This is a genomic window from Dickeya poaceiphila (genome assembly GCF_007858975.2).
GTDB classification, from domain to species: domain Bacteria; phylum Pseudomonadota; class Gammaproteobacteria; order Enterobacterales; family Enterobacteriaceae; genus Dickeya; species Dickeya poaceiphila.
Genome location: NZ_CP042220.2, coordinates 4,058,745 through 4,084,892, shown reverse-complemented (window position 1 = coordinate 4,084,892; position 26,148 = coordinate 4,058,745). Strand labels below are relative to the sequence as shown.

Here is a 26,148-nt window from a genome sequence, read left to right as displayed (position 1 = left end):
TGTCGGTCTGGGGGATTCGTGTTTCATGCTCGCCCTGATAACGATGGCGATAGCGCCAGTATGCGGTGAAATAATATGCCGGGGAACGTTCTTTTTTACCGGGTGGTCTATTTTTACCGGTTTTTACAAAAAATGAATAAGACGAGCCGTTATCGGCCCGTCCAGAAACACAAATCAGTTTGCGGCGCTGATGCGTACCAGCGTTCGACCGGTAACCCGGTTTTCCAGCAGTGCGGCGGCGGTGGCCGGAACCTGCTCCAGCGTAATTTCCTGCGTAACCTGCTCGTAGAAGGAAGCAGGCAGCAGCGTCGCCAGACGACGCCAGGCTTCCTGACGCCGTGCGCGCGGCGTCATCACCGAATCGACGCCTTGCAGACGTACGTTGCGCAGAATAAACGGCATCACCGTGGTGGGAAGCGATACGCCACCCGCCAGGCCACATGCGGCGACGGTTGCGCCGTAATGCATTTGAGCCAGTAGCGTTGCCAGTACCTGATCGCCCACCGTGTCGATGGCGCCTGCCCAGCGCTGTTTTTCCAGTGGGCGACCGGCTGCGGCGAATTCTGCGCGATCCACTACCTGATAGGCGCCAAGTTGTTGCAGATAGGCGCTGTTGTCTGCCCGGCCACTGATTGCCGTCACCTGATAACCCAACGCGTGTAACAGTGCGATGGCTGTGCTGCCGACGCCGCCGCTGGCACCGCTGACTACGACTTCTCCGCTTTCCGGGGTTACTCCGCCTTCTTCCAGTGCCATGACGCACAACATGGCGGTAAATCCGGCGGTGCCGATGATCATCGCCTGACGTGGCGTCAGACCCTGCGCAAGCGGCACCAGCCATTCAGCACGGACTCGTGCCTGTTCCGCCAGACCTCCCCAGTGGTTTTCGCCTACGCCCCACCCGGTTAGCACCACAGGCTGCCCGGCCTGAAAATCAGGATGGTCGCTATGGCACACGGTTCCAGCAAAATCGATACCCGGCACCATCGGAAACTGACGAATGATCTTTCCTTTGCCGGTGATCGCCAGTGCATCCTTATAGTTAATGCCGGACCAGTCGATATCGACGATGATATCGCCATCGGGTAATTGTGACGGTTCGATGCTGCTGATGTCGGCCACAGTCTGGCCATTTTGTTGTCCAAGCACTAAAGCGCGCATAAAAATCCTCCTCATTGGGGACAAAAATAGAGGTAGCTCATTTAAGGACTATATTTGTAACGGGTAGTATGCGAACTGATAAATCGCAAACAACGCACAAAGTATCTCATGAAAGCACTTTTCAATTCTTTGATAAGGAGTTAAGCGCAGGGATGGGGTTGACTGCCAGAATATCAATAGTAATGACGATGCTAGCGGCATTAGCGGTGGTGCTGATGTTGGTCGGCAGCATTTTCAGTTTTGTGTGTTATAGCCAGCAACGAATGGAGCACCAACTGAGGGCGGTGGCGGCAAGTATTGATCAGGCATTGCTGGTTCAATCGCCCGCGACTATCCAGTTCTGGCTGCCGGCAGTGATGAAGGCGGCTGGCATTGTAGAACTGGAGATCCGCGATGGTCGTGAACGAATCTATTTAGTTCGTCTGCCGGAGATGTTGCCTGACGGTGAAGAGCGGGCGCTGTTCTACCATCACACCAGCCTCTCTTTGTTGCAGCATACAGACGTGAAGGTGAAAGTAACCTATGTCGATCCGCTATTCGGTATACCGCGTTATCTCAAAGCTACGTTGTCTATTGTGTTGGTGATACTGGCGATAGCGCTAGCCGTTTTTCATGGCGTGCGCTGGCTACGGCGTCAGATGGCCGGACAGGAACAGCTTGATAGACGTGCGCGGCGCATTCTGGCGGGAGAGCGCGACTCGGTGATGCATGGTTCTGTGCATGAATGGCCAGCAGCGGCCAGTGGTGCGCTGGACCAGTTACTGCTTGATCTGGCCGAGGCACGTGAGGCGCGTAGTCGGGTGGATACCCTGATTCGTTCCTTTGCGGCGCAGGATGCACAAACTGGCCTGAATAATCGATTATTTTTTGAGAATCAGCTTGCTACGCAACTGGAAGATCCTGAAGACGTTGGTACGCATGGCGTGGTGATGATGATCCGCCTGCCTGATTTTGACACGCTACAGGAGACGCACGGCTATGGCGGTGTGCTTGAAGAGTACCGCAATACCCTGATCAACCTGCTGTCCACGTTTGTCCTGCGTTATCCTTCCGCACTGCTGGCACGTTATTACCACAGCGATTTTACGGTGCTGTTGCCGCATCGTACCCTGAAAGAGGCAGACAGCATCGCCAGCCAACTAGCGAAGGCGATAGACATTCTGCCGGTTACGCCGCTGATTGATCGGGAGGATATTCTGCATATCGGCATTTGTGCCTATCGCAGCGGGCAAACGACTGATCAGGTGATGGAATGCGTGGAGGATGCTACCCGCAATGCCGTATTGCAGGGGGGAAACAGCTGGTGTGTGTATGACCAACGCGTACCGGAAAAAGGCCGTGGCAGCGTAAGATGGCGTACTTTACTGGAACATACCCTGCTGCGTGGTGGGCCGCGTCTGTATCAGAAACCGGCCATTACCCGCGACGGGGAGTTGCACCATCGGGAAATGTTTAGCCGCATTTATGATGGCACTCAGGAGTTGCTGGAAGCGGAGTACATGCCGTTGGTGCGTCAGCTTGGCTTGACCTCCGGTTATGACAGGCAACTGATTAACCGGGTGATTGCTCTGACCGTCAGTTGGCAGGATTCGGTGCTGGCTTTCCCGATAACGGTGGATTCGCTGCTGCAACGGCCATTCTTGCGCTGGTTACGTGAAACCCTGATTCAGTGCCCCAAAAAACAGCGAGAGCGATTATTGTTTGAACTTGCTGAGGCAGATGTGTGTCAATATATCGGTCGTTTGCGACCGATACTGAAGATGATTACCGGCCTGGGCTGTAGACTGGCGGTGACACATGCCGGGCTGACGCTGGTCAGCACCACCTATATCAAGTCGCTGCAGGTGGAAGTCATCAAGTTGCATCCCGGATTGGTGCGTAGTTTGAATAAGCGCCCAGAGAATCAACTGTTTGTCAGTAGCCTTACCGAAGCCTGCAAGGGGACGAATGCCCATGTCTTCGCTTCGGGCGTGCGTACGCACGAGGAGTGGCAGACGTTGCTGGATAAAGGGGTTTGCGGCGGTCAGGGCGATCTGTTCGCTGCTTCAGAGCCGGTAGGTAACACGCTGAAAAAATATTCACCGCGCACGTATGTTTGATGTAAAAATCTGAACAAACTAGCGTAGAATAGCGGCGCCATGGCGTAGCTGGCCGGTTTGCTGAACGCGGCGGCGCGCACGAAAATGTTAAATTTTATGTCGGTTGTTCGCGCAATTTTCGGGATCTGCTTGCGACAATCCCCGTTACTGCCAGAAGAAACGCCGTTCTGCAGGCATTCATGATTATGGCAATTTGCGCAAACATCATTTTTTCACCGTAGCAGAACCGGTTAGCGCCTTGTCGCTGCTGCGTGTGGTTGGTACAGTAAGCGGATTTCATTTCCGCCCCCAGCTTGCAGGATTATCCTTTAGTTATGTTTAAGAAATTTCGTGGCATGTTTTCCAACGACTTGTCCATCGACCTGGGTACCGCCAATACCCTGATTTACGTAAAAGGACAAGGCATTGTACTGAATGAGCCTTCCGTGGTGGCTATTCGCCAGGATCGTGCCGGTTCTCCGAAAAGCGTGGCCGCTGTTGGTCATGAAGCCAAACAGATGTTGGGTCGTACGCCGGGCAATATTGCCGCTATTCGTCCGATGAAGGATGGTGTGATCGCCGACTTTTTCGTTACTGAGAAAATGCTGCAGCACTTTATCAAACAAGTGCATAGCAACAGTTTCATGCGTCCGAGTCCGCGTGTGCTGGTGTGCGTGCCGGTGGGCGCTACTCAGGTTGAGCGCCGCGCTATTCGTGAATCCGCTCAGGGTGCCGGTGCGCGTGAAGTGTTCCTGATTGAAGAGCCGATGGCCGCTGCAATCGGTGCTGGTCTGCCGGTGTCTGAAGCGACGGGTTCCATGGTGGTGGATATCGGTGGTGGTACGACTGAAGTGGCGGTGATCTCGCTGAACGGCGTGGTGTACTCCTCATCAGTACGTATTGGCGGTGACCGTTTTGATGAAGCTATCATTAACTATGTGCGCCGCAACTACGGTTCATTGATCGGCGAAGCGACTGCTGAGCGCATCAAACATGAAATCGGTTCTGCCTATCCGGGCGACGAAGTGCGTGAAATCGAAGTGCGCGGTCGTAATCTGGCTGAAGGCGTGCCACGTGGTTTCAACCTCAATTCCAATGAGATTCTTGAAGCATTGCAGGAACCGCTGACCGGTATTGTCAGCGCGGTGATGGTCGCGCTGGAGCAGTGTCCGCCGGAACTGGCGTCCGATATTTCTGAGCGCGGCATGGTGCTGACCGGTGGTGGCGCACTGTTGCGCAACCTCGACCGCCTGCTGATGGAAGAAACCGGTATTCCGGTGGTGGTCGCGGAAGATCCACTGACCTGTGTAGCTCGTGGTGGCGGTAAAGCGTTGGAAATGATCGACATGCATGGCGGCGATTTGTTCAGCGAAGAATAATCCGGCCAGAACAAAGAAGGGGGGACTGACCGCATGGATGAAAGTCTATTGTATTCATCCCGCGTGGTAGCCCCCTTTTTATTGTCGAGGAATACGCAATTTTATGAAGCCGATTTTTAGCCGGGGCCCCTCCCTGCAACTACGCCTTTTTCTTACTGTTATTACCGCCATTGTCATTATCTTTGCTGACAGTCGGCTCGGTGCGTTTGTCAAAATCAGAACGTACATGGATACCGCTGTTAGCCCATTTTATTTTCTGGCAAACGGCCCGCGTACCATGCTGGATAATCTGTCTGCCAATCTGGCCTCTCGTGAGCAACTGGATCGGGAAAACACCGCTCTGCGTCAGGAATTGTTGCTGAAAAACAGCGATCTGTTGCTACTGGGGCAATTTCGTCAGGAGAATGCCCGCCTGCGCGAACTGTTGGGTTCACCGTTGCGTCAGGAAGAGCAGAAGATGGTCACGCAGGTGCTGTCCTCCGGTTCCGATCCCTACAGCGATCAAGTGGTGATCGACAAAGGCAACGTCAATGGCGTGTATGAAGGGCAACCGGTCATCAGCGATAAAGGTGTGGTCGGTCAGGTTGTCGCGGTGGGGCAATTTACCAGTCGTGTACTGTTGATTTGCGATGCGTCCCATGCGCTGCCGATTCAGGTGCTGCGTAATGACATTCGTGTTATCGCTGCCGGCAACGGTTGCACCGAAGATTTACAACTGGAACACCTGCCCAATAATACCGATATCCGGGTGGGCGATGTACTGGTCACATCCGGTCTGGGTGGTCGTTTTCCGGAAGGATATCCGGTCGCCGTGGTGTCGTCCGTAAAAGTCGACACCCAGCGTGCTTATACGGTGATTCAGGCACATCCTACCGCTGAATTGCAGCGTTTACGTTACCTGTTGCTGATGTGGGGTGTGGACAGTAATTCCCGCATGGCGTTGCCGCAGGACGAAGTCCACCGGGTGGCAAATGAGCGTCTGATGCAGATGATGCCCCACGTGGTGCCGTCGCCGGAGGAAATGGGTCCGCCCGCACCGCCGTCGGCCAATACGTCAGCGTCTGATTTTGTCGGTCCGCCTGCGCCGCCAGCCAAAACCAGTACGAAGCCGAACACGAAAAAAGCGAAACCGGCAAATGCGGCCTCGTCCCGAAATACCCCGGCGCCTGACGCTAATCAGGCGACACCGCCGCAACAGGGAGCGGTGCCCGGTGCGTCGGGAGGTAGCCGATGAATAGCTATCGCCGACACGGACACTGGATTATCTGGCTCTCGTTTCTGGTGGCAATGGTGTTGCAGATCATGCCCTGGCCCGATGAGCTTTACATGTATCGTCCTTCCTGGCTGACGCTCATCCTGATTTATTGGGTGATGGCGTTGCCGCATCGGGTCAATGTCGGCACCGGATTCGTACTGGGAATGATAACAGACCTGATCCTCGGTTCCACGCTGGGGGTGCGAGCGCTGGGGCTTAGCATTATCGCCTATCTGGTGGCATTCAAATTCCAGTTATTCCGTAACATGGCGTTGTGGCAGCAGGCACTGATGGTCATGTTGCTATCGCTGTTGCTGGATTTACTGGTGTTCTGGGCCGAATTCCTGGTGATCAATGTCTCTTTACGACCCGAAATTTTCTGGAATAGTGTTGTCGACGGTGTGCTGTGGCCGTGGCTGTTCCTGCTGATGCGCAAGATTCGTCGCCAGTTTGTCGTTCAATAACCAGAAGATGATAAGAGAAACCTGATGATCGACTTGTATCTGGCGTCTGCATCGCCTCGTCGCCGTGAATTGCTGACCTTGCTGGAATTGTCGTTCGATATTTTGAAGATCGATGTTGCTGAACAGCGCCAGCCTGATGAAAAGCCGGAGCATTATGTCAGCCGTCTGGCGTGTGATAAGGCTGCTGCCGGTGTGGCGGCGGCACCGATGGATTTGCCGGTGCTGGGCGCTGATACCATTGTGGTGCTCAATGGTCAGGTGTTGGAGAAACCCTGCGATGCAGAGGATGCGGCTCGCATCCTGCGTGCCTTATCCGGCCAGCGTCACCAGGTAATGACCGCGCTGACGCTGGCGGACCGCTGTGAAAACGTGTCGGCGCGGGTGATTACCGAGGTGCAGTTCCGGGCGCTTTCCGATGACGAAATTACACGCTATATCGCCAGCGGCGAACCGATGGATAAAGCCGGTGCCTATGGCATTCAGGGAAAAGGCGGATGTTTCGTTAAATCGATTTTCGGGAGCTATCACGCCGTGGTAGGGTTGCCATTGGTAGAAACGTTTGAATTGTTGAAATATTTTTCTGCGCGGCGTAAAGAACGAGGAACCCATGACCGCTGAATTGCTGGTAAATATTACCCCTTCAGAGACGCGTGTCGCCTATATTGACGGCGGTATTTTGCAGGAAATCCATATTGAGCGTGAGGCTCGGCGTGGAATTGTAGGCAATATCTATAAAGGTCGGGTCAGCCGTGTGCTGCCGGGGATGCAGGCAGCATTTGTCGATATCGGGCTGGATAAAGCGGCGTTTTTGCACGCTTCCGATATCATGCCGCACACAGAGTGCGTGGCTGGCGACGAGCAGAAAAACTTTCATGTGCGCGACATCGCCGAGCTGGTGCGTCAGGGGCAGGACCTGATGGTCCAGGTGGTAAAAGACCCGCTTGGCACCAAGGGCGCACGACTGACTACCGATATCACCTTGCCGTCGCGTTATCTGGTATTTATGCCGGGTGCATCGCACGTCGGGGTATCTCAGCGTATTGAAAGCGAAGTCGAGCGTGAACGCCTGAAAAAGACGGTGGCCGATTATTGCGACGAGCAGGGCGGTTTTATCATCCGTACTGCTGCCGAAGGCGTGGGCGAAGAGGAGCTGGCGCAGGATGCCGCTTTCCTCAAACGTTTGTGGACCAAGGTGATGGAGCGCAAAAAGCGCAACCAGACCAAATGCAAGCTGTATGGCGAACTGGCGCTGGCGCACCGTATTTTACGGGATTTTGCTGGCGCGTCGTTGGACCGTATTCGTGTTGATTCGAAGCTGACTTACGACTCCTTGCTGGAATTTACCGCCGAATACATCCCGGAAATGACCAGCAAACTGGAGCATTACAGCGGTAAACAGCCGATTTTCGACCTGTATGACGTGGAAAATGAGATTCAGCGGGCCTTGGATCGCAAGGTAGAACTGAAATCCGGCGGCTACCTGATTATCGACCAGACAGAAGCGATGACGACCATCGACATCAACACCGGTGCGTTTGTCGGCCACCGCAATCTGGACGAAACCATTTTTAATACCAATATCGAAGCGACACAGGCCATTGCCCGGCAGCTCCGGCTGCGCAATCTGGGTGGGATCATTATCATCGATTTTATCGACATGGCGAATGAGGATCACCGACGTCGCGTGCTGCATTCGCTGGAGCAAGCCTTGAGCAAGGATCGGGTCAAAACCGGCATCAGCGGCTTCTCTCAGCTTGGGCTGGTGGAAATGACGCGTAAGCGCACCCGTGAGAGCATAGAACATGTGCTGTGCAGCGAGTGTCCAGCCTGTCATGGCCGTGGCTCAGTCAAAACCGTGGAAACCGTGTGTTACGAAATCATGCGTGAGATCGTGCGTGTACACTATGCCTATGACTCTGATCGTTTCCTGGTTTACGCCTCCCCTGCGGTGGGCGAAGCGCTGAAAAGCGACGAGTCACATGCGTTGGCGGAAGTGGAGATTTTCGTCGGCAAGCAGGTTAAGGTTCAGATCGAACCCCTGTACAGCCAGGAACAGTTTGATGTGGTCATGATGTAAGATCATGCCGCCCGTCGCTGGCTCTCGGCTGACGGGCTATCTGTTAAGGTTTTCGCTCGTCGCCGGTGACGAACAACGAGGAGACAGGAGTGAGGCGACTGCCCGGCATAAAGCGATTGCCCGGAATAGCAGCAGCGACGTGTGCCGCTCTGATTGTGCTGGCCGCGCTGCTGGTCAGCGGTTTGAGAATGGTGCTGCCAACGCTGGATACTTTCCGGCCACAAATCGTGGCCTGGGCGCAGTCCGTCACTGGCTTGCCAATCGAGGTGGAGAGCCTCAACGGCAGTTGGGAAACGTTTGGCCCTACGCTGGATATCACCAATCTGCGCATTCATCATCCGGACGCGGAGTGGCAATCAGAACGTATTTCGGTGGCGCTGGATGTCTGGCAGTCGCTGCTGCATTTGAAGTGGAAATTCCGCGATCTTACGTTTTATCACCTGCAAGTAGACATCAAAAAACCGATCACTCCCGATCAACAACACACACGCGCCTGGGAGCCGGATCAACTCGGCTCGCTGTTCCTGCGTCAGTTCGATCACTTTGATCTGCGTAATAGCCGTATTCGCTTTCTGACCCCGGCTGGTAGCCGGGCTGAGTTGCAAATTCCCCAGTTGACCTGGCTGAACGGTAGAAACCGGCACCGGGCGGAAGGGCAGATTAGCCTGTCGAGCTTCAATGATCAGCACGGGGTGGTGCAGTTGCGCATGGATTTGCGTGATGAGCAGGGCTGGCTGAATAACGGCGTGGTGTATTTGCAGGCCGACAACATCGACATGAAGCCGTGGCTGGGCCAGTGGATTCGCAACAATACCGGACTGGAGAGCGCCAGGTTCAGCCTTGCCGCCTGGTTGCAGGTGCGGGAAGGCGATATCTACGGCGGCGATCTGCTGCTCAGTCAAGGGGATGCCAGTTGGCGTGACGGCACCACGCTGCACCGACTGGGGGTCAACAGCATGACGTTGCACGCCAGCCGCTACCAGAATGGCTGGCAGTTGGATCTGCCGTCGTTGAATGTGTCTACCGATGGCGTCAACTGGCCGAAAGGACAAGTGTCTGCTCTATGGCTACCAGCGGACAGCCAACTGCTGGGGCCGGATCGTTCGGCTGAGTTACGCATCCGCAGTAGCCATCTGGCGCTGGAACGGCTGGGGCCGATGTTGCCACTGTTAAGCTCTGCCACACCGGAGCTGAAAACCCGCTGGCAGGCATTGCAGCCGGAAGGGCAATTGACCACGCTGGCGTTGGATATCCCCTTACAGCAGCCGGAACAGACCCGCTTTCAGGTGAGCTGGCAGGATGTCGGCTGGAAAAACTGGCAACGGCTGCCGGGCGCGAATCATGTGTCCGGCGAGGCGAACGGTAGTCTGGCGCGTGGACGGACGCGGGTGACTCTGGCGCAGAGCACGTTGCCGTATCAGGACATGTTTCGTGCGCCGCTGGATATCCGGCAGGCGGACGCTACGCTGGACTGGCGTAATGACCCTCAGGGTTGGGAACTGTGGGGGCAAGGGTTGGATGTTCGCTCTCATTCGTTGTGGGCCAACGGCGAGTTCCGCTATCGTCATCCCGCTCAGGGGGAGCCAAGGCTGGATATTTTGGCCGGAATTCGGCTCGGTGATGCTGCCGATGCCTGGCGTTACTATCCCGAACCTTTCATGGGCAAAAAACTGGTGGATTACCTGACCGGCGCCATCAAGTCGGGGCAGGTGGACAATGCTACGCTGGTGTTTGCCGGTAATCCGGCGCAATTCCCGTTTGAGCATCAGGAAGGGCAGTTCCAGGTCTGGGTGCCGCTGGAAAAATCACGTTTTGAGTTCCAGCCCGGCTGGCCTGCGTTGGATGATCTGGATATTACGCTGAATTTCCTTAACAACGGCCTGTGGATGTTGGCTCCACAGGTGCAGCTTGGCGATGCACAAGGGCGCAACATCAATGCTGTCATCCCTGACTATAGCAAAGAGAAGCTGCTGATCGATGGCGATATCAGCGGCAGCGGTAAAGAAGTGAGTGATTACTTCGAGCAGACGCCGCTGAAAAATTCGTTGGGCAGTGCGTTAACGCAGATCCAGATTGGTGGAGAGGTACGGGGCGATCTGCATCTCGATATTCCGCTCAATGGTAGTCTGGTGAAAGCCAGCGGCGATGTATCGCTTAACAATAACCACGTGTTTATCAAACCGCTGGATGTGTCGCTCCAGTCAGTCAGTGGGCAGTTCCACTACGATAACGGCAACCTTGCCAGCAAGATGATGATGCAGGCACGTTGGCTTGAACAGCCAGTCACCTTCAACTTTTCGACTCAGGAACAGACGAACGCAAACGCGTTTCTGGTTAATGTCGGACTGCAGGGAAACTGGGCGGTGTCCCGCCTGCCGGGGGTGCCCAAACCGGTAGCCGCAGCGTTAAATGGCAACACGGCCTGGCAGAGTGTGGTACAGGTAACGTTGCCGCCTCGTGGCTCACCCAGCTATGACGTCACGGTTCAGGGGGATCTGAAAGAAGTAAGCAGTCACTTACCTTCTCCGCTGAATAAAGCGGGGGGAACGGCACTGGGGCTTCAGGCCAGCGCCAAAGGGGACCTCCGTGGCTTCTCTGTAACCGGTACGTTGGGGAAAAAACAGTCTTTCAATAGCCAGTGGTTGCTCAAAGGCAACAACGTTGTGCTGACGCGGGCCGCCTGGCAGGAAGGGGCGAAACCCCCGTCGCTGCCAGATGATTCGTCGCTGACTCTGGCGTTGCCGCCGCTGGATGGCGAGCGTTGGCTGGCGTTGTTGCCCGGCGTTCGTAGCGCCGTGTCGGCGCAGGCTGGCGCCAGTCGTTTCCAGTGGCCGGAACGGGTGACGCTGACAACGCCGGAACTGAAGATACTGGGTCAGCAATGGCATGATCTGATGTTTACCAGTCGTACCCAAAGCGGCGGCAGCGAAATTACCGCCACCGGCAGGGAGATCGACGGTCGATTGTTGATTCCTACCGCCGGGCCGTGGCGCAGCGATGTACGTTATTTGTATTACAACCCGCAGTGGCAGGGAGATGATGCGACCAATCCGGTCGCGCTGGCAGAGAAAAAATCGCCGCTCAACGATCCCAGTATTCGCTTTGAAGACTGGCCGGCGTTGCAGTTTGACTGCCGTGAATGCTGGTTGCTGGGACAAAACATTGGTCAGGTGAAAGGTACGCTGCAACCAGAGCCTGACAAGCTGGTGCTGACCAACGGGTTGGCCGATAACGGCAAAGCGAAGCTGACGCTGGACGGCAGCTGGCAGGAAAGCGGCGAAGGCACCCGTACGGCCATCAAAGGACGGCTGTCCGGCAATAGCCTGAGCGATAACGCCGACTGGCTGGGTCTGGCAACGCCGCTGCGTGCCGGGGCGTTTAAGATAGACTATGACCTGTACTGGCGCGGTTCGCCGTGGGCACCGCATATTCCAAGCCTTAGCGGCATTCTGAAAACCGATATCGGCAAGGGCGAGATTGTTAACGTCGGTACTGGCCAGGCCGGGCAATTATTGCGTCTGGTGAGTTTCGATGCGTTGCTACGTAAGCTACAGTTTGATTTCAGCGACACTTTTGGCAAAGGCTTTTACTTTGATTCGGTTCGCAGCACGGCATGGATAAAAGATGGCGTGCTGCACACCGATAATTTGCTGGTAGACGGCCTGGAGGCGGATATCGCTATGAAGGGTGATGTCGATCTGGTGAAACGTGAGTTGTCGATGGAGGCGGTGGTGGCGCCGGAGATTTCCGCCACTGTCGGTGTGGCGACTGCTTTTGCAGTCAACCCGGTGATCGGCGCGGCGGTGTTTGCCGCCAGCAAGGTGCTGGCACCGTTGTGGAGTAAAATTTCCCTGATTCGTTACCACATTTCCGGTAGTGTGGATCAACCTAGGATTCAGGAAGTCGTACGTGAGCCGCAAAAAGCCAACGCCGCGGCAGCGGCGGGCCAGTAACGGCAGTGTGGTTATCTGATGACATTGACAATAAGAGTGACATTCTATGAGTCTGACATTTGTCAGTGAGCAATTACTCACTGCTAATAAACTGAGCCATCAGGATTTACAGTCCATTTTGGGCACGTTGAGTGAACGGCGTATCGACTATGCCGACCTGTATTTTCAATCAAGCTACCACGAGTCGTGGGTGCTGGAAGACCGCATCATCAAGGACGGTTCTTATCATATCGATCAGGGCGTGGGTATCCGCGCCATCAATGGTGAAAAGACCGGTTTTGCCTACGCTGACCAGATTACGCTCAATGCGTTGCAGCAAAGCGCGCAGGCGGCGCGCAGCATTGTGCGTGAGCAAGGTAACGGTGCGGTCAGAACGCTGGGTGAAGTGCCGCATCGCAGCCTGTACCCGCAGGCGAATCCGTTGGATAGCCTGACCCGTGAAGAAAAGATCGCGCTGTTGCAACGGGTTGATGCCACCGCCCGTGCGGCGGATGCTCGCGTGCAGGAAGTGACTGCCAGCCTGACCGGTGTGTATGAGCTGGTGCTGGTGGCCGCCACTGACGGTACGCTGGCGGCAGACGTGCGTCCACTGGTGCGGTTATCCGTCAGTGTGCTGGTGGAAGAAAATGGCCGCCGTGAACGTGGTTCCAGCGGGGGCGGCGCGCGTACCGGCTATGACTATTTCTGGCAGCAGGCGGATGGCGAAGTGCGGGCGGAAGCCTGGGCCAAAGAGGCGGTACGCATGGCGCTGGTGAATTTGTCTGCGGTCGCGGCACCCGCCGGGTCGATGCCGGTGGTGCTGGGGGCAGGCTGGCCGGGCGTGCTGCTGCACGAAGCGGTCGGTCATGGTCTGGAAGGCGACTTCAACCGCCGCGGCACCTCGGTGTTCAGCGGCCAGGTCGGCAAGCTGGTGGCGTCTGAGTTGTGCACGGTGGTAGATGACGGCACTCTGGAAGATCGCCGTGGTTCGCTGGCGATGGATGACGAAGGCGTGCCCGGTCAGTACAACGTGTTGATCGAGAACGGCGTTCTTAAAGGCTACATGCAGGATAAACTGAATGCCCGTCTGATGGGCGTTGCGCCGACTGGTAATGGCCGCCGCGAATCTTATGCTCACCTGCCGATGCCGCGCATGACCAACACCTACATGCTGGCGGGCAAATCCACTCCCGAAGAGATTATTGCCAGCGTGGAGTATGGCTTGTACGCACCGAACTTTGGCGGCGGTCAGGTGGATATTACCTCCGGTAAGTTCGTGTTCTCCACTTCCGAGGCGTATTTGATCGAGAACGGGCGCGTTACCAAACCAGTGAAAGGCGCGACGCTGATTGGTTCTGGTATTGAGGCCATGCAGCAGATTTCGATGGTCGGCAATGATCTGGCGCTGGACAGAGGCGTCGGGGTGTGCGGCAAGGAAGGGCAAAGCCTGCCGGTCGGCGTCGGTCAACCGACGCTGAAGCTGGACAGTATTACCGTGGGCGGTACTGCCTAAACCGTTCGCTGTCATCGTTACATCAGGCCGCTTGTGCGGCCTGATTTATTTCTGTGGTTGCTCGCTCTGCGGATGTTCCTGCCGGTATCCCTGATAAATCAGCGCCACCTTGTTGAAGTATTCGGTCAGGTAGTTGATGCACACCTGGACTTTCAACGGCAGATTGTCGCGGCGGGTGTAGAGTGCATATACCGGGCGCGGGTCCGAGTGGTAACGCGAGAACAGGATCTCTATTTCGCCGCGTTTTATCTCTTCAAACACCCACATTAGCGGCATGTAGGCGATGCCAGCGCCGTTTTTCAGCCAGCGAATCAGCGTAACCGGGTCGTTGGTGACGAAGCGCCCTTGCGGCGTCAGTCGGGTGGTGATGCCTTCCGGGGCGATCAGCTCGAATTCGCTGTCCGGGCGGACGCTGTACTCCAGCCAGGACGCGTTGCTCACGTCAGCCGGTTTTTCCGGCGTGCTATGCTGTGCAAGGTAGCTTTTGGCGGCGCACACCACCATCGGCATAGATCCGAGGCGGGTGCTGTACAAGCTGGAATCCTGCAACGCACCGACCCGAATAACAATGTCCAGCCCGTCGGCAATCAGGTCTGGCGCTGGAATGCCGCATACCAGATTGACCGATAACCCTGGGTATTCTTTCAGCATGTCGGTGGTCATGTTAGCCAGTACGTTTTGCGCCATGGTGGAGGAACTGCCGATGCGTAGCGTGCCGATAGGGGTGTTGTTGAACGCATAAAGTTGCTCATGCACTTCCTGGGCTTCGTGCAACATGCGGCGACAACCGTGGTAATAAATCCGGCCAGCTTCCGTCAGCCCGATGCTACGCGTGCTGCGGTTGAGCAATTTCACCTGTAGTTCATCTTCCAGCCGGGTCACCGTCTGGCTGACGGCGGATACGCTCATTGCCAGCTGACGCGCAGCGGCGGTGAACGAACCGAATTCCACCACTCTGGCAAAAACCGACATACTCTTTAATCGTTCCATTGTTAAGCCTGGCTTAAAAGTGATTTAGATCACACTAGGTAGATAACATAATAATAACGTCCCATAATATAACGCGTTTAACCATGAAGAGTGGAGCGGATTGCCTGTTCTTCCTGCCGTGGTTGCTTCAATAGATTAAAAGTGCTGATTTAATATCGTAAGCGATATGCATTAAATCAGAACCCGCCATCGTGATTATTCAGTTAACGCTGTGTCTTTCTCCTGCCAGCAGCCATGTTGGCAGGAATGGGTATTGGGTTCTCCCCGAACCCGATACACACGGCTGCTGGTGCCAGCGACAGGCGGCGTGATGGGGAAAATAAGGAAAAGAGGATGAATTCACTCCCGGTTATGGTGCTGTTTGGCCTGTCGTTCCCGCCGGTATTTTTTGTACTGCTGGTGACGCTGGCACTATTTTTTGTCTGCATTCGCTTGCTGCATCCCACCGGTATTTACGACCTGGTCTGGCATCCGGCTCTGTTTAATACCGCGTTGTTTGTCTGCCTGTTCTATCTGCTGTTTCGTTTCGGTCTTTGAGGTTGTTGTGAAAGCATCTGTTGTGAAAGTGATGATTAAAAAATTCAGCCACCTGGCCATAACATTATTACTGGTGTTGCTGGCGGTGGTGGCGTTAGTGCGCGTGTGGTCGTTTTATACCGAATCCCCCTGGACGCGCGATGCCCGTTTCAGCGCTGATGTGGTGGCGATAGCCCCTGATGTCAGCGGCCTGCTGACTGATGTGAAAGTACAGGATAACCAGCCAGTGAAACGAGGCGATGTACTGTTCGTGATTGACCAGCCGCGTTACCAGCAGGCGTTGGATCAGGCGCAAGCGGATGTGGACTACTATCAGGCGTTGGCCGATGAGAAAAAACGGGAGTCGTCTCGCCGCCAGCGTCTTGGTGTACAGGCGATGTCACGGGAGGAGATTGAACAGTCCGGTAATGCGCTGCAAACCACACTGCATCAACTGGCAAAGGCGCAGGCGGAGCTGGAACTGGCAAAACTTGATCTGGCGCGTACGGTGGTGCGAGCGCCGGCTGATGGCTGGATAACCAACCTGCATGTGCATTCCGGTGAATACATTACCCGTGGTGCCACGGTAGTCGCGCTGGTGAAAAAGGATTCGTTCTACCTGCTGGCCTACATGGAAGAAACCAAGCTGTCGGGCGTACGCCCCGGTTATCGTGTAGAAATCACCCCGCTGGGCAGCAATCAGATTTTGTTCGGCTCGGTGGATAGTATCGCCGCGGCGGTAACCAACAGTAGCAGCGCCGCCGATACCAAAGGGCTGGCGACGGTAGATTCTAATCTTGAATGGGTGCGGCTGGCACAGCGGGTGCCGGTGAAAATTCGCCTTGAGCAACAATGGGGCGACCTGTATCCGGCCGGGACAACCGCCACGGTGGTGGTGACCGGTGAACAGACCCGCAATACCAGACCGATGTCGCCGTTATTACAACTGCTGCACCGTCTGAGTGAGTTTGGTTAAGCGGGAAGGGTATCATGCATAATTCCTCTCTGGCGCGGCTGCGTTTTGCTTTAAAAATCAGTCTGGCGGTAGTGATGTCGCTAATGCTTGGGTTTTATTTTCAGATGGGCTCCCCCCGTACCGCGGCGATGACCGCGGCGCTAGTGATTTCCGCCCCCGCATTTGTGGCCGGAGGGGAACCGTTTTCCGGAGCGATTCGGCACCGCGGTATCCTGCGAATTATCGGCACGTTTATCGGCTGTTTCGGCGCGTTGGTGATCATCATTTCGACTATTCGGGCGCCCGTGGTGATGCTGTTGCTGTGCTGTGTCTGGGCGGGCTTTTGCGTCTGGATGTCATCGCTGGTGAAAATGGAGAACTCCTACATTTTTGCGCTGTCTGGCTATACCACGCTGATCATTTTGTTGGCCAGCCAAGGGGTGCCACAGCAATTACCGCAGTTGGCCGTCGAGCGCTGTAGTGAAATTGTGCTGGGTATTGTCTGCACTATTTTGGCGGATTTGCTGTTTGCCCCGCGCTCGGTCAAACCGGCCCTTGATCGCACGGTGGATGAGTTATTGCTGGCGCAATACCAATTCTTACAGCGTTGCGCCAACGGCATTAGCGGCGATGAGCTGGATGCAGACTGGCATAGCTTAATCAGAAAAACCAAAGCGCTGAATGATATGGGCAGTATTTTGGCGATGGAGTCTTCCCGCTGGAAAGGGAGCCCGCATCGATTAAACGCGCTGTTATCTGAATCCTGGACTCTGATTACGCAGAGCTGCGAAATCTGGCTGCTTCTGTGCGAAGGGGATACCGTGTTACACGGCGGGATCGTCATGCTGCTGGGTAATCCCGTTTCAACGCCAGCTGAGCTGCGTGGGCGGCTGCGACAACTGCGACATCTGGCGGCCACGCACAGTGGAAGCCTGCCTCCTGCATTGGTGAGCTGGCTGTCAGCGTGCGCGCGCTATCAGTTGCTAGCTAGCGGGATAAAAACCAATGCGCGGATTGGCAGGAAGGAGCAGCGGCTGTTGGCTGCCGAGGTATTTGCCAAGCCGAAATCCGCGCAAACGCATTATGCGATGATTAATGGATTGCGAACCGGTGTGACAACCGTGTTGGGGTGCTTGTTCTGGTTGATGTCCGGGTGGACATCCGGCAGCGTGTGTATGTTGATGATCGCCGTGGTTACTGCATTGGTTGCCCGGATGCCTAATCCGGTGATGGCGGTGAAGGACTTTCTGATTGGCGCGATTTTGGCATTACCGTTGGGCGCCTTGATGTATATGCTGGTTTTGCCCGCCACACAGCAGAGTGCGCTATTGATGTGCCTGAGCATTGGCATTATGGCGTTTGTGCTGGGCATTGAATTGCAGAAACGACGCATCGGTACCATGGGTGCGTTGGTCAGCACCCTTAACATACTGGGGTTATCAAATCCGATGTCGTTCAATTTATCGTCGTTTCTGGATAATGCGCTTGGTCAAATCATCGGCTGTGTTCTGGCGCTGTTGGTTGTGCTGCTGATAAAAGACAACTCCCGGCTTCATACCGGTCGCACGTTGCTTAACCGATTTGTATATGGTGCGGTGTCCGCTTTATCCACGCGTTCTGCGCGTCGGCGGGAGAATCATCTGCCGGCGTTGTATCAGCATCTGTTTTTATTGCTGAATCTGTTTCCGGACGACATCGCCAAATACCGGCTGGCGCTGTCGCTGATCATGATGCATCAGCGTCTGCGCACATTGGCGCTGCCGGTCAGCCCTACGCTGTCCGCTTTTCATCGCCAGATGCGAGCAACGGCGGAACAGGTGATTGCCGCTACCCGTGACCGCAGCCACCATTTCTCCCGGCTGCTGGCGCAGATGGATGAATACCAGCACCTGTTGCGCGACCATCAGGTGTCGGATAGCGCGATTGATGCGGTCGGTCGCCTGACGGTGTTGCTGCATCGGCATAAACACGCGTTGGGCGACTAATCCTGATCACAGCGGGTGATAGCCCTGCCATTGCGGCGGCGAGACATGCCCGGTGGGGTTGGCGGTGAGGTGGATGTACCAGCGGTCCAGCAGCGTGAGCGGCAGGCAGTCGTCTACATCGCGCAGGTCATCCTTGTGCTGTTGAAGCACCTCGGTCAACAGCTCCGCTTTGGCGCGCTGTTTCGCTTGTTCCGCCGTTGTTGCGACGAACAGCCCGAACTGATGTATTTCCGCTGGGTTGTACGGCAGATAGCCACCCATATTAATAAACCAGAGTTTTTCCCGACCCTGAAACGGTTGACGGCTAAGCGTGATATCATAACCGTCCGCCCAATGACACGGGGTGTAGCTATCGACATGGATCTGGCTTTTATCGCCGAACCAGTTGGCTTTCAGCAAGGGAAAGCCGTCCTGCGGGTGTTCCACCGCCACGAACTGGATGTCATGCAATTCGATATTGGCGCCCTGAGTGCGCCCACCCACGTAATACATAAATAGCGTTGTCATGTGGGAACGGTCCTTGCTGGTTGTGGCCGGTCATTTCGCTGTGTGGCTGATTGCGTAGCGATGTGGCTGCCTTAACTAATTGTAAAATAAATTAATATTAACGGAAGATAGAATAATGACACTGCATCTTTGGCTGGTTTACCTCGGCGTGATCACCGTGTTGATTGCTGTGCCGGGGCCGTCAGCCTTGCTCAGTATGACGCACGGCTTGCGTTATGGGCAACGACGTGCGCTGGCGACCATACTTGGCGGCGCGACCGGTTCGCTGCTGTTGATGACGGCGTCCGCACTGGGGCTGGGTGCAGTGCTGGCGGCATCGGCCACGGCGTTTTTGGTGCTTAAAGTCGTAGGTGCGCTCTACCTGATTTGGCTCGGTGTTTCGGCCTGGCGTACGCGAGAAAACACCCTGACGCCGTCGTCAGACGTAGAGGAATCGGCACCGGGCGCGTTGGGGCTGTATCGACGTGGTTTCATGGTAGGCGTCAGCAATCCCAAAGACATTCTGTTTTTTGCTGCACTGTTTCCCAATTTCATCGATACCAGCGCGCCGCAGGCGATGCAGTTTGCACTGCTGGCGCTGACCTGGGGAATGCTGGATTGCAGCATTATGTTTACCTACGCCTGTATGGGGAATCGAGTTTCGGCGCTGTTTGCCCATCCACGCCGCTTGCGGTTGTTTAATCGCGCGACCGGTACCCTGTTTATTTTTGCTGGCTCCGCGTTGGTGGCTTCAACCAAATAAAACAGGCACCGCAAGGTGCCTGCCTGAATTATTCGGCTTCCGCCAGTTCGCGCAGGTACTGGAAAATCAGCCGGGCTGATTTGGGCGCTTTGTTGGCCGCTTTCTCTTTTTGGGCGTTGCGAACCAGCGAGCGCAGTTGCTGACGGTCGGCCTGTGGGTAAAGCGCAAGAATGTCCGGAATAGCGCCGTCGCCTTCGGCGATCAGCCGGTCACGCAGCTGCTCCAGTTTGTGGAACAGCGACACTTGCTGGTTGTGGCGGTTACGCAGTTTGTCCAGTGCGGTCTGAATCGGTTCCGGGTCGCGGGCGCGCAGCATTTTGCCGATCAACTGCAACTGGCGGCGACGGCCTTCTCTGGTGATGCGTTGCGCCAGTTCAATCGCGGCGCGCAGATCGTCATCGAGCGGAATGCGCTCCAGCGCGTTCTTGCCTAGCTCAACCAGCTCGGCGCCCAGCGCTTTCAGGGCTTCAGCATCGCGTTTTATCTCGCTTTTGCTGACCCAGATTATCTCTTCGTCTTCATCGTCCTGGCTGGCATCAGGAATCTCGTCCTGCCAGTCTTCGGGATGTTTGTTCATGGTAGCTCCCCAATAAAAGAGGCTGATCCTATCAGGTTATGGGCTTTGTGCGAAATTGTCCGCCGATCCTGTTAGACTCAATGACAGGCTACCTCATTGTAAAGCTGAGGTAAGGTAACGAATAGCAGGCGGATGGCATTCGTTGCATCATGGATTATCTGAATGTTTTCTTACTCATTATGGCAAATCGATGACAATAATCACTCAGGTTGCAGCACAGCGCAAAGCGCTGGAACAGGCGGTATCGCAGGCGCTGGAACTGGCCCGTGCCGGTTCTGATGCGGCGGAAGTTGCCGTTACGAAAACAACCGGGATCAGCGTCAGCTCCCGGTATGGTGAAGTTGAAAACGTCGAATTCAACAGTGACGGTGCGCTTGGCATCACCGTTTACTATCAGCAGCGCAAAGGCAGTGCGTCATCCACGGATATGAGTCCGGATGCGATTGCCCGTACGGTGCAGGCAGCGCTGGATATTGCCCGTTATACCTCGGTTGACCCGTGTGCTGGCCCGGCGGATAAGGATCTGCTGGCGTTTGACGCGCCGGATCTGGACTTGTTCCACCCGGCAGAGCTGGACGCTGATCGCGGCATCGAACTGGCCGCGGCGGCTGAACAGGCGGCGTTGAAAGCCGATAAACGCATCACTAACACCGAAGGCGGCAGTTTTAATAGCCACTATGGCATCAAGGTGTTCGGCAACAGCCACGGTATGCTGCAGAGCTATTGTTCCAGCCGTCATTCCATGTCGGTCAGCGTAATTGCCGAACACAACGGCGAGATGGAACGCGATTACGCTTATACCATCGGTCGTGCGCTGGACGATTTGCAGTCGTCGTCATGGGTTGGTGAAGAGTGTGCCCGCCGTACGTTGGCGCGCTTGTCGCCGCGTAAACTGGCTACTATGGAAGCGCCGGTGATGTTTGCCGCTGAGGTGGCGACCGGGCTGTTCGGCCATCTGGTCGGTGCTATCAGCGGCGGTAGCGTCTACCGGAAATCCACCTTCTTACTGGATAGTCTCGGCAAGCAGATTTTGCCGGAATGGCTGACCGTTCAGGAATTACCGCATTTGCGTAAAGGGCTGGCATCTACCCCGTTCGACAGCGAAGGCGTGCGCACCGCGCAGCGCGATATCGTCAAAGACGGCGTGCTGCAAACCTGGCTGTTGACCACCTACGCTGGCCGTAAGCTTGGCATGAAGAGCACGGGTCACGCGGGTGGCATTCATAACTGGCGCATTGCCGGGCGCGGGCTGGATTTTAACGGCATGTTGAAGGAAATGGGTACCGGCCTGCTGGTGACCAGCCTGATGGGGCAAGGGGTCAGCGCGGTAACCGGAGATTATTCCCGTGGTGCTTCCGGTTTCTGGGTAGAAAACGGCGAGATCCAGTATCCGGTGAGCGAAATCACCATCGCCGGCAACCTGAAGGATATGCTGCGCAACATGGTGACCATCGGCGATGATATCGAAACCCGTAGCAACATCCAGTGCGGTTCGGTGTTGTTGCCGTCGATGAAGATTGCCGGGGTATAACGCTCCGTTTTTCCGACAGCGGCTGCCCTGAAGGTCAGCGCAGCCGTCTGGCGCACAGCACCAGCGGCGAAGCGACAGCTTAATCTTCGTCAAACCCCGCTTCAAACAACTGAATGACTGCCGCTAATGCCTGTTCTTCATCCGGCCCGGTGACTTCCACTTCGATGTGGCGGCCTTTGGCCGAATCCAGCATCAGCATGGCTATCACGCTGCTGGCATCGGCTTCGGTGCCGCTTTCGTTGCGCAGTAACACTTCGGCATCAAAACTTTGCACCAGTTCGAACAGTTTCATGGCGGGGCGCGCGTGCATTCCTAAGCGGTTTTTCACTTCAACAGTTTGCCTGACGGTCATGATTTGCGTTTTTCCAACGTACGGTGGCGCGATTGCACGTTTTTGCCACGGGAGCGAAAGTAGTCTGCCAGTTGCTCGGCGATGTAGACGGAGCGGTGTTTACCGCCGGTACAACCGATGGCGACGGTAAGATAGCTGCGATTGTTGGTTTCCAGCATCGGCAGCCACAGTTCCAGGTAGCTGCGAGTTTGATAAATAAAATTGTGGACTTCGGTGTGCCGGTCAAGAAACGCCGCTACCGGTTTATCCAGGCCGGTCATCGGGCGCAGTTTGGGGTCCCAATGCGGGTTAGGCAGGAAACGCACGTCAAATACGTAGTCTGCATCAATCGGGATGCCGTGTTTATAACCGAATGATTCGAACACCATGGTCAGTTCGCGTTCGCGTTTGCCCAGTAAACGGGTACGCAGCATTTCCGCCAGTTCGTGCACCGACATTTCCGAGGTATCGATGATCAGATCGGCGCGGGAACGCAGCGGCTCCAGTAGATCGTTTTCTTCATCGATAGCGCTTTCCAGCGACAGATTTTTGCTGGAGAGCGGATGCAGGCGGCGGGTGTCGCTGTAGCGCCGAATCAATGTATTGCGATCGGCATCTAAAAACAGCAGTTGGGGCGAAAAGCTCTGGGGCAGCCGGGTCAAGGCATGTTCCAGCACTTCCGGCGTTTCCGGCAGGTTGCGCACGTCAATGCTGATCGCTGCAGAAATGTTGCGTTCCGCCAGCGTCTGCGCCAGCTCAGGCAACAGCACCACCGGCAGGTTGTCTACACAGTAGAAACCCATGTCTTCCAGCGCACGTAAGGCTACGGATTTCCCCGAACCTGAACGACCACTGACAATCATCAGCACCATCTGACGACTCCCCTGTGCAGCGGGATAGTGATGTCCTCCGCCGCACTTAGCTAACGTTGTTTTCCCAATCAGGTCAGCATTTGTCTGGCTGTTACCTGTTATCGCGCGTGTTGTTTTACACGTCTTGTTATCACACGAATGGTTGTCATGCGTGTGGTGGATAGCGTCTTAACCACGTTTTGCCAGCCGTCAGGGCTGGTCGTGCAGATCCGCTTCTGTCATGATTTGATACAGTTCTTCATCGCTTTGGGCCGCACGCAGGCGCTTGCACACGGTTTTATCCGCCAGCCGTTTGGCAACAAGCGATAGCGTATGTAAATGGGTTTTACATTGTTCAGTGGGAACCAGCAAGGCAAAAAGCAGATCGACCGGCTGGTTGTCGATGGCGTCAAACGCTATCGGCTGCTCCAACTGGATAAAGACGCCGACTGCACCGAGCGTATTGTCGTCCTCCAGCTTGCCGTGAGGAATGGCAATGCCGTTGCCGATACCGGTACTGCCCATGCGCTCACGGGTCAGAATGGCTTCAAATACCATCTGAGGAGGCAGGTTGAGCTGTCTCGCGGCCAGTTCACTGATGATTTCCAGTGCGCGCTTTTTGCTCTGGCAGTGGACGGCGCTACGCGTGCACTCCTTACGGAGGACAGCGCTAAGTTGCATAACGGGCTCGTTGTTCATGATACGTTCACTTAACGACACTGTTGCCTTCGGTTACCAGCCTGCCATGGGCAGGCTGGTTGCTGTCCCTGCACCTGAAACGCAAAATCAGTGCTGTTTCAGTTTATCCTTATGTTTGTTTAACTGTCGTGCCAGTTTGTCGATCAACAAATCGATGGCGGCATACATATCGTTCGCTTCCGATGTGGCATGCAGCTCACCGCCATTGACGTGGATAGTGGCATCCGCAATGTGCAGGATCTTTTCCACTTTGAGTACCACGTACACCTGATTGATACGATCAAAGTATTGCTCAAGTTTGGCGAATTTTGAGGTTACGAATTCGCGCAAAGCATCCGTAATTTCGACGTGGTGTCCGGTAATGTTAAGCTGCATATCGTCTTCCTTCTCATGTAGGGGTCACACCAGCTGTTTACGCTGGTTTGACGGCGGGATAGATAAAGACTCTCGATACTTGGCGACAGTGCGGCGAGCTACAATGATTCCCTGGTCGGAAAGCAGTGAGGTCAGCTTGCTGTCGCTCAGCGGTTTAGCGGGATTTTCCGCTGCAATGAGTTTTCTCACCAGCGCACGGATGGCGGTGGATGAGGCCTCGCCGCCGTTGTCAGTGTTGACGTGGCTGGAAAAGAAATACTTCAGCTCAAAAATACCGCGCGGACTGTGCAGAAATTTCTGGGTCGTCACGCGGGAAATAGTGGACTCGTGCATATCTACGGCCTGAGCGATATCCGCCAGCACCATAGGTTTCATAAATTCTTCGCCGTGCTCAAAAAACGCCTGCTGCTGTTCCACAATGCAACGGGTCACTTTCAGCAGCGTCTCGTTACGGCTTTCCAGGCTCTTGATAAGCCAGCGGGCTTCCTGCAGATGGCTGCGGATGAACTGCCCATCGCTGTCGTTACGCGCCGTACTGCCGAGAGCGGCATATTGCTGATTGATTTGCAGTCGTGGCACGCTGTCGGTATTAAGCTCCACCGCCCAATGACCCTGAATCTTGCGCACCAGCACATCTGGAATCACATACTCGGATTCGCCGGTATTGATAGACTGCCCAGGGCGTGGGTCCAGCGATTGGATCAGCGCCAGCGCTTCTTTCAGCACCTCTTCTTTGAGACGACTGGTACGGATGAGGGTGCGAAAATCATGGTTAGCGAGCAGATCGAGGTAGTCGCTGACGATAAGTTTAGCCTCGGTTAAACGAGGCGTGGTGCTATCGAACTGCGAGAGTTGTACCAGCAGGCATTCGCGCAAATCGCGGGCGGCCACGCCGACAGGGTCAAAACGCTGTACGCGCTTTAGCACTGCTTCCACTTCTTCCAGCGTCACCTCGTCATTGCCGATGCTGTCTCGAATATCGTCCAGCGACACGGTCAGGTAACCGGTATTGTCCACTGCGTCCACAATCGATGTGGCGATAGCCGAGTCTGTATCGGAAAACGGCGTCAGTTCCACCTGCCACATCAGGTAATCCTGAAGTGTTTGTGTGGTTTCGCCCTGATAAACCGGCAATTCTTCGTCACGGTAGTCAGTGCTGGTGCCGGACGGGGTGCCAGCGGTGTAGATTTCATCCCATGCGGCGTCGAGCGGCAACTCGTCGGGCATCTCTTTTTTTTCCAGCGCCTCGCGGGTGTCCAGCGTTTCGCTGTCGCTGTTTTCCTGGGTTTCCACTTCGTCATGAATATCGGCCTGCTCCAGCAACGGGTTGCTTTCCAACGCCAGTTGGATCTCCTGCTGTAGTTCAAGCGTGGACAACTGCAGCAGGCGGATAGCCTGCTGTAACTGCGGTGTCATAGCCAGTTGCTGGCTGAGCCTGAGTTGCAAACCTTGCTTCATAACGCGCGTTAACTTCCTTTTGAATTATCAACCTAAAACATGACGTCAGAGTCGGAAGCCTTCGCCCAGATAGACTCGTTTTACCTGCTCATTCGCCAGTATATCCATCGGGGAGCCGTGGGCAATAAGCTGTCCTTGACTCACGATATAGGCGCGCTCACAGACATCAAGCGTTTCACGGACGTTATGGTCGGTAATCAACACGCCCAACCCGCTATCGCGCAGATGTTCAATGATTTTCTTAATATCGATAACCGAAATCGGGTCTACCCCTGCAAACGGTTCGTCCAGCAGGATGAACTTGGGATTGGCGGCCAGCGCACGGGCTATTTCCACCCGGCGGCGTTCACCACCGGACAGCGATTGTCCCAGACTATCTCGCAGGTGAACAATATGAAACTCTTCCATCAGTTCGTTGGCGCGATCCTGCTGCTGCTCGCGGGTCAGATCTGTTCTGATCTCCAGCACCGCCATCAGGTTGTCGTAAACGCTTAGTCGCCGGAAAATCGAGGCTTCCTGCGGCAGATAGCCAATACCGCGGCGGGCGCGATCATGCAGCGGCAGCAGACTGATGTCTTCATCATCGATCACGATGCGGCCTTCGTCGCGCGGAACGATACCGACAACCATGTAGAAGGTGGTGGTTTTCCCGGCCCCATTAGGTCCGAGCAGTCCAACGATTTCGCCTGAATGTACATTCAGGCTGACGTTTTCCACCACTTTGCGGCCTTTATACGCCTTGGCCAGATTTTCGGCGATTAGTGTTGCCATG

At 55.4% G+C, this 26,148-nt stretch carries 23 protein-coding genes; 13 read left to right on the top strand and 10 right to left on the bottom strand.

The window, feature by feature from the left end:
• Positions 1-174: 174 nt before the first annotated feature.
• Positions 175-1,161, bottom strand: a complete 987-nt coding sequence (gene acuI, locus Dpoa569_RS18335; RefSeq protein WP_042867893.1) for an acrylyl-CoA reductase (NADPH) — start codon at positions 1,159-1,161, stop codon at positions 175-177.
• A 152-nt stretch (positions 1,162-1,313) separates the two neighbouring features.
• On the opposite strand from acuI, the gene csrD reads away from it, so the two are divergent.
• From csrD to tldD, 8 genes are all read left to right on the top strand, one after another.
• A complete protein-coding gene (gene csrD, locus Dpoa569_RS18330) occupies positions 1,314-3,260 on the top strand; it encodes an RNase E specificity factor CsrD (protein WP_042867895.1) in 1,947 nt (648 codons plus the stop codon).
• Between the two features lie 314 nt (positions 3,261-3,574).
• A complete protein-coding gene (gene mreB, locus Dpoa569_RS18325; protein WP_012883014.1) occupies positions 3,575-4,618 on the top strand; it encodes a rod shape-determining protein MreB in 1,044 nt (347 codons plus the stop codon).
• A 103-nt stretch (positions 4,619-4,721) separates the two neighbouring features.
• A complete protein-coding gene (gene mreC, locus Dpoa569_RS18320) occupies positions 4,722-5,852 on the top strand; it encodes a rod shape-determining protein MreC (protein ID WP_042867900.1) in 1,131 nt (376 codons plus the stop codon).
• Entirely contained in the window at positions 5,849-6,337 is a 489-nt protein-coding gene (gene mreD / locus Dpoa569_RS18315; protein ID WP_042867904.1) for a rod shape-determining protein MreD, read from the top strand. Before mreC ends, mreD begins: the two co-directional genes overlap by 4 nt.
• A 24-nt stretch (positions 6,338-6,361) precedes the next feature.
• Complete coding sequence (locus Dpoa569_RS18310) at positions 6,362-6,955, top strand: Maf family protein (protein ID WP_042867908.1); 594 nt, start codon at positions 6,362-6,364, stop codon at positions 6,953-6,955.
• Positions 6,945-8,414, top strand: a complete 1,470-nt coding sequence (gene rng / locus Dpoa569_RS18305) for a ribonuclease G (RefSeq protein ID WP_042867912.1) — start codon at positions 6,945-6,947, stop codon at positions 8,412-8,414. The genes Dpoa569_RS18310 and rng overlap by 11 nt, the downstream gene beginning before the upstream one ends.
• Before the next feature lie 107 nt (positions 8,415-8,521).
• Entirely contained in the window at positions 8,522-12,367 is a 3,846-nt protein-coding gene (gene yhdP, locus Dpoa569_RS18300; RefSeq protein ID WP_042873719.1) for an AsmA2 domain-containing protein YhdP, read from the top strand.
• A gap of 46 nt (positions 12,368-12,413) precedes the next feature.
• Positions 12,414-13,859 (top strand): metalloprotease TldD, encoded by a 1,446-nt coding sequence (tldD, locus tag Dpoa569_RS18295; RefSeq protein WP_042867916.1) that lies wholly within the window; start codon positions 12,414-12,416, stop codon positions 13,857-13,859.
• Positions 13,860-13,904: 45 nt separating this feature from the next.
• Here tldD and aaeR read toward each other — a convergent pair whose 3' ends face one another.
• A complete protein-coding gene (aaeR, locus tag Dpoa569_RS18290; RefSeq protein ID WP_042867920.1) occupies positions 13,905-14,849 on the bottom strand; it encodes an HTH-type transcriptional activator AaeR in 945 nt (314 codons plus the stop codon).
• 333 nt (positions 14,850-15,182) lie between these two features.
• On the opposite strand from aaeR, the gene aaeX reads away from it, so the two are divergent.
• The 3 genes from aaeX to aaeB are packed head-to-tail and all read left to right on the top strand — an operon-like array spanning position 15,183 to position 18,305.
• Positions 15,183-15,386, top strand: coding sequence for a p-hydroxybenzoic acid efflux pump operon protein AaeX (gene aaeX / locus Dpoa569_RS18285; RefSeq protein ID WP_016943114.1), 204 nt, complete (start codon positions 15,183-15,185; stop codon positions 15,384-15,386).
• Between the two features lie 31 nt (positions 15,387-15,417).
• Positions 15,418-16,341 carry a p-hydroxybenzoic acid efflux pump subunit AaeA gene (gene aaeA, locus Dpoa569_RS18280; protein WP_128569803.1) on the top strand — a complete coding sequence of 308 codons (924 nt, stop codon included), beginning with the start codon at positions 15,418-15,420 and terminating at the stop codon, positions 16,339-16,341.
• Between the two features lie 14 nt (positions 16,342-16,355).
• Positions 16,356-18,305 (top strand): p-hydroxybenzoic acid efflux pump subunit AaeB, encoded by a 1,950-nt coding sequence (gene aaeB / locus Dpoa569_RS18275; protein ID WP_042867926.1) that lies wholly within the window; start codon positions 16,356-16,358, stop codon positions 18,303-18,305.
• A gap of 6 nt (positions 18,306-18,311) precedes the next feature.
• Here the strand turns inward: aaeB and Dpoa569_RS18270 are convergent, their stop codons facing one another.
• Complete coding sequence (locus Dpoa569_RS18270) at positions 18,312-18,812, bottom strand: DUF1543 domain-containing protein (RefSeq protein ID WP_042867928.1); 501 nt, start codon at positions 18,810-18,812, stop codon at positions 18,312-18,314.
• A gap of 115 nt (positions 18,813-18,927) precedes the next feature.
• Between Dpoa569_RS18270 and Dpoa569_RS18265 the strand changes: the two genes are divergently transcribed.
• Positions 18,928-19,554 (top strand): LysE family translocator, encoded by a 627-nt coding sequence (locus Dpoa569_RS18265; RefSeq protein WP_042867930.1) that lies wholly within the window; start codon positions 18,928-18,930, stop codon positions 19,552-19,554.
• Positions 19,555-19,582: 28 nt separating this feature from the next.
• Here the strand turns inward: Dpoa569_RS18265 and yjgA are convergent, their stop codons facing one another.
• Positions 19,583-20,131 (bottom strand): ribosome biogenesis factor YjgA, encoded by a 549-nt coding sequence (gene yjgA, locus Dpoa569_RS18260; protein WP_042867932.1) that lies wholly within the window; start codon positions 20,129-20,131, stop codon positions 19,583-19,585.
• A 190-nt stretch (positions 20,132-20,321) separates the two neighbouring features.
• On the opposite strand from yjgA, the gene pmbA reads away from it, so the two are divergent.
• Positions 20,322-21,662: a metalloprotease PmbA gene (pmbA, locus tag Dpoa569_RS18255; protein ID WP_042867934.1), complete on the top strand. Its 1,341-nt coding sequence runs from the start codon at positions 20,322-20,324 to the stop codon at positions 21,660-21,662.
• 79 nt (positions 21,663-21,741) lie between these two features.
• On the opposite strand, the gene npr is transcribed toward pmbA, so the two are convergent.
• The 6 genes from npr to lptB form a co-directional block, all read right to left on the bottom strand.
• The gene (gene npr, locus Dpoa569_RS18250) at positions 21,742-22,014 is read right to left on the bottom strand and encodes a PTS phosphocarrier protein NPr (protein ID WP_015848125.1); all 273 of its coding nucleotides are present in this window, start codon (positions 22,012-22,014) and stop codon (positions 21,742-21,744) included.
• Positions 22,011-22,865: an RNase adapter RapZ gene (rapZ, locus tag Dpoa569_RS18245; RefSeq protein WP_042867937.1), complete on the bottom strand. Its 855-nt coding sequence runs from the start codon at positions 22,863-22,865 to the stop codon at positions 22,011-22,013. The genes npr and rapZ overlap by 4 nt, the downstream gene beginning before the upstream one ends.
• 189 nt (positions 22,866-23,054) lie before the next feature.
• Positions 23,055-23,543 carry a PTS IIA-like nitrogen regulatory protein PtsN gene (ptsN, locus tag Dpoa569_RS18240; protein ID WP_042867939.1) on the bottom strand — a complete coding sequence of 163 codons (489 nt, stop codon included), beginning with the start codon at positions 23,541-23,543 and terminating at the stop codon, positions 23,055-23,057.
• A gap of 87 nt (positions 23,544-23,630) precedes the next feature.
• Positions 23,631-23,918, bottom strand: a complete 288-nt coding sequence (hpf, locus tag Dpoa569_RS18235) for a ribosome hibernation promoting factor (RefSeq protein WP_042867941.1) — start codon at positions 23,916-23,918, stop codon at positions 23,631-23,633.
• A 24-nt stretch (positions 23,919-23,942) separates the two neighbouring features.
• Complete coding sequence (gene rpoN, locus Dpoa569_RS18230) at positions 23,943-25,376, bottom strand: RNA polymerase factor sigma-54 (RefSeq protein ID WP_042867943.1); 1,434 nt, start codon at positions 25,374-25,376, stop codon at positions 23,943-23,945.
• A 45-nt stretch (positions 25,377-25,421) separates the two neighbouring features.
• Positions 25,422-26,147 carry an LPS export ABC transporter ATP-binding protein gene (gene lptB / locus Dpoa569_RS18225; RefSeq protein ID WP_042867944.1) on the bottom strand — a complete coding sequence of 242 codons (726 nt, stop codon included), beginning with the start codon at positions 26,145-26,147 and terminating at the stop codon, positions 25,422-25,424.
• Between the last annotated feature and the right edge of the window lies 1 nt (position 26,148).